The 3,804-nt window shown below is 70.4% G+C and carries 5 protein-coding genes; 4 read left to right on the plus strand and 1 reads right to left on the minus strand.

Going from position 1 to position 3,804, the window contains the following annotated elements; translation table 11 throughout:
- Both VF542_RS00760 and VF542_RS00765 read left to right on the plus strand, forming a co-directional pair.
- Nucleotides 1-1,461, plus strand: a 1,461-nt coding sequence (locus VF542_RS00760) for an MFS transporter (protein WP_408649798.1), incomplete at its 5' end; no start/stop codon positions are given.
- A gap of 164 nt (nt 1,462-1,625) precedes the next feature.
- Nucleotides 1,626-2,360, plus strand: coding sequence for an SDR family oxidoreductase (locus VF542_RS00765; protein WP_408649802.1), 735 nt, complete (start codon nt 1,626-1,628; stop codon nt 2,358-2,360).
- 30 nt (nt 2,361-2,390) lie between these two features.
- On the opposite strand, the gene VF542_RS00770 is transcribed toward VF542_RS00765, so the two are convergent.
- Complete coding sequence (locus VF542_RS00770; RefSeq protein WP_408649799.1) at nt 2,391-2,954, minus strand: dihydrofolate reductase family protein; 564 nt, start codon at nt 2,952-2,954, stop codon at nt 2,391-2,393.
- 236 nt (nt 2,955-3,190) lie between these two features.
- Between VF542_RS00770 and VF542_RS00775 the strand changes: the two genes are divergently transcribed.
- Nucleotides 3,191-3,397 (plus strand): DUF4244 domain-containing protein, encoded by a 207-nt coding sequence (locus VF542_RS00775; RefSeq protein WP_408649800.1) that lies wholly within the window; start codon nt 3,191-3,193, stop codon nt 3,395-3,397.
- Nucleotides 3,398-3,426: 29 nt separating this feature from the next.
- A complete protein-coding gene (locus VF542_RS00780; protein ID WP_408649801.1) occupies nt 3,427-3,753 on the plus strand; it encodes a TadE family type IV pilus minor pilin in 327 nt (108 codons plus the stop codon).
- Nucleotides 3,754-3,804: the final 51 nt, after the last annotated feature.

Consider the following 3,804-nt stretch of genomic DNA (forward strand, 5'->3'; position numbering starts at 1 on the left):
GCCCACCACGCCGACGCCGCCCACCACACCGACACCGCCCACCACGCCGACACCGATGACGGACCGCGCAAGTCCTGGGTCATCCTGGCCCTCGCCCTTGCCGCACAGATCCTGGTCGTCCTCGATATCTCCGTGGTCAACACCGCCCTGCCGTCCATCGGGCGCGACCTGCACCTGGACGGGGCGGACATGCAGTGGGTCGTCACCGCCTACCTGATGATGTCCGGCGGCGGGCTGCTGTTCGGCGGACGCATCGCCGACCTCCTGTCCCGCAAGTGGGTGTTCCTGACGGGCCTCGCCGTGTTCACCACCGCGTCCATCGTCAGCGGGTTCGCCGGCGGTGCCACGGAGCTGATCATCGCCCGCGCCGCCCAAGGGCTCAGCGCCGCACTGATGACCCCGGCCGCCCTGTCCATCATCATGACCACCTACTCGGGCGCGCAGCGCCGCACCGGGCTCGCCCTGTGGGGTGCGGTCGGCTCCCTCGGCGTCGCCGCCGGCGTCCTGCTCGGCGGAGCCCTGACCACCTGGGCCGGATGGCAGACCATCTTCTGGATCAACGCACCCATCGGCGCCGTCGCGTTCCTCCTCGGCCTCAAGGTCGTCCCGGGCGTGAAAGCGCCGCGCGGCTCCCTGAACCAGTTCGACCTGACCGGTGCGGCCACCGTCATCGGCAGCCTCGTCGCGCTCATCTACGCTCTCGGCGCCACCGAGCAGCACGGCTGGCTCTCGGCCCGCGTCCTGATCTCCCTGGCCGGGTCCGCGACGCTCGCTGTCGCCTTCGTCGTGATGGAGCGCGGCGCGGCGAACCCGCTCGTCCCGCCTCACACGTGGAAGGTGAAGTCGCTGGTCTCCGGCACGACGGTGATGCTCGGCGTCACCGGCATCCTCGTCGCGACCGTGTACCTCAGCTCCATCTTCGTCCAGACCGTGATGGGGTACTCCGCCATCCGTGCCGGCGTCGCCTTCGTGCCGTTCGCCCTGGCCATCACCGCCGGCACCGTGCTCGCCAAGCACGCCCTCGGTCACGGCACCCCGCGCACCATCGCCGCCATCGGCCTGGTCCTGGTAGCCGGCGGCGCGCTCCTGCTCGCCCGGGCAACGGCCGGAGCCGGCTTCGCTTCCGACGTCCTGCCCGGTCTGGTCATCATCGGCCTGGGTGTCGGCATGGTCTTCGTGCCGGTGTCCGTAACCGCGATGGCGGGCATCCCGCCTCAGCACGCGGGCCTGGCGTCAGGGTTTCTCATGACCGGTCACGAGGTCGGCGCCGCTCTCGGTGTCGCCGTCCTGTCAGCGGTCGCGAGCACGGCCGGGAGCCTGACCAGCGCCGCCGGGGTCGTGGATGCCTTCCCCCGCGGCTTCTCCGCCGCGGCCGGTATCGCCGCCGTCCTGGCCGTGTTCGCGTACCTGCGGATGCCTGCCGTGCGAGCCGAAGGCGCCGCGATGCACATGCACCACTGAGCCCAGGCACCCGCCACCCGCGGGCCCCCGAGCCGCCCGGGCCGCTGTCCCCACAGAGGCCCGGGCTTCGGGCATCCCAGGCACTGTCCATGCCGGGTCGGCACACGGCACTGTCTCGGCGTGCCGACGCGAGTCGCGCTCGTGGGTGACGGTTGAATATGAGCATGCGGGTAGCGGTGGCCGGTGGAACCGGCTTGATCGGGCGGCACGTGGTGGCCCTGCTGGAGCAAGCGGGAAACGAGCCGGTCGTGTTGGCCCGCTCTCGCGGGGTGGACATCACGACGGGCTCGGGTCTGGACGGCGCGCTCGCCGGGGCACACGCGGTCATCGACGTCAGCAACGTGGCGACGCTATCGAAGAAGCGCTCGGTGCAATTCTTCACCACCGGCACCGAGCGGTTGATCGAGGCCGGCGCCCGGGCAGGTGTGCGGCACCACCTTGCCCTCTCGATCGTGGGCATCGACCGGGTCGGTTTGGGCTACTACGCCGGCAAGCTGAGCCAGGAGGACCTGATCCGTCGCGGCGGGCTGCCGTGGACGGTATTGCGGGCGACCCAGTTCCACGAGTTCGCCGAGCAATTGCTCGCTCGCAGCCCCGGGCCGCTGGCCGTGGTTCCCCGGATGCAGGTCCAGCCGGTCGCCGCCCGTGAGGTCGCTCACCGGCTGGTGGAGCTGGCATCGGGGCCCGCTATCGGCCTGGCCCCGGAGATGGCCGGCCCGCAGGTGCACGAGCTGGTCGAGCTGGTGCGTCAGGTGGTGCGGGCTCGCGGCCGGCGCCGCCTGGTCGTGCCGCTACCCATTCCCGGCGGCGGCGCCGCGGCTCGCGGCGGGTTGTTACCGTCGGGCGGCGACTACACCCGGGGCAGTCAGCGCTTCGAGGAGTGGTTGCGCGCCGGCTGAGGGTGGGTGCCTGCCGAGTCCTGCACATCGTCAATCGGAGTCGGGGTGGGCGCGTCGGTAGCGCTCGTAGATCACGCGTGAGTCGAACGTTCCAGTCTCGATCAGGTCGAGGCGAATGTCCTCGGTGACGGCTGGGAAGTACGGCGTGCCACCGCCGACCACGATCGGGATGCGGAAGATGCGCAGCTCGTCGACCAGGCCGAGTTGGATCGCTTGTGCGGCCAGGGTGGCACCGCCGATCTCGACGTCCTTGCCGGTCGCCGCGAGCGTCGTGGCGATCTCCTCGGCCACCGATGAGTCAGCAAGCCGGGCGTTTCCCTGGACGCTGCCGAGCGTGCGGCTGAATACGATCTTCGGGAGAGCGCACCAGACGTCGGCGAATTCGGTCCAGAGTTCGGTGGCGCGCATCGATGGATCGGTTTCCCACGGCAGCATCGTCTCGTACAGCCGGCGGCCGCAGAGGTAAGCGCCGAGCTCGCGCACTCGCGCGAGGTGGAAGGCAAAGAGCTCGTCGCTAGGTGGGTCCCATCCGAAAGACCCGTCGCGATCGGCGATGTAGCCGTCCACCGAAACACTCATCGCATAGATCAGCACGACCCAACCGTAGTCCGGCCACTCGCCACACACTCTCGCCCATACCTGAGACAGTTTCGCCTGGTACACGCGGGCCGGAAGCAATCCATCGCGCCTTGGGGTTTAGTCATCCCCATAGCGCCTCACTGTCCACATTCCCGGTCAGCACCTGATCCGGCCGGCTGGGGCCTGCGAACCTCAGAGCGCGCCCTCAGATCGAGGGCGCACTGTCGAAGGGGAGCAGCAGCATGAGGACGATGAGCACGATTCACCGTCGGCATCGATGGATATCGACCCGGAGGCTCGAGGCGGAGGGCGACGCCGGGATGGCGACCGCCGAGTACGCGGTCGGAACGGTGGCCGCGGTGGCGTTCGCGGCGGTGCTGTTCAAGGTCGTACACAGCCAGGCGGTGCAGACGGCGCTGTCGCACATCGTCACGTCGGCGCTGAACGTCTCGCTGTGACCGGTGGCCGGTGGCGATCGGAGGCCGGCATGGTGACCGCGGAAACGGCAATGAGCCTGCCGGTGCTGGTTCTGCTGACCCTGATGGGAGTCGCCGCGGTCGGCGTCGGCCAAGCGCGGGTCCGGTGCGCCGATGCGGCCGGTGAGGCGGCCCGGGCCGTCGCCCGCGGTGATCCGGCTTCGGCCGCCGAGCGGGCGCGGGCAGCGGCGGGCGCTCCGGTGGCAGTGCGCATCGGCTCGTCGGCGTCGGACACCAAGGTCACCGTGCGGATGGTGCTGCGCCCGGTCAGCTGGCTGCCGATGGTGTCGATCACCGAGAGCGCGGTGGTGGCCACCGAGCCGGGGGTCCCGTCATGAGCTGGCGGTCCGACCGGGGTGCCGCCACGATCTGGGTGCTCGGTCTTGGCG

It is taken from the genome of Jatrophihabitans sp. (genome assembly GCF_036389215.1).
GTDB lineage: Bacteria > Actinomycetota > Actinomycetes > Mycobacteriales > Jatrophihabitantaceae > Jatrophihabitans_A.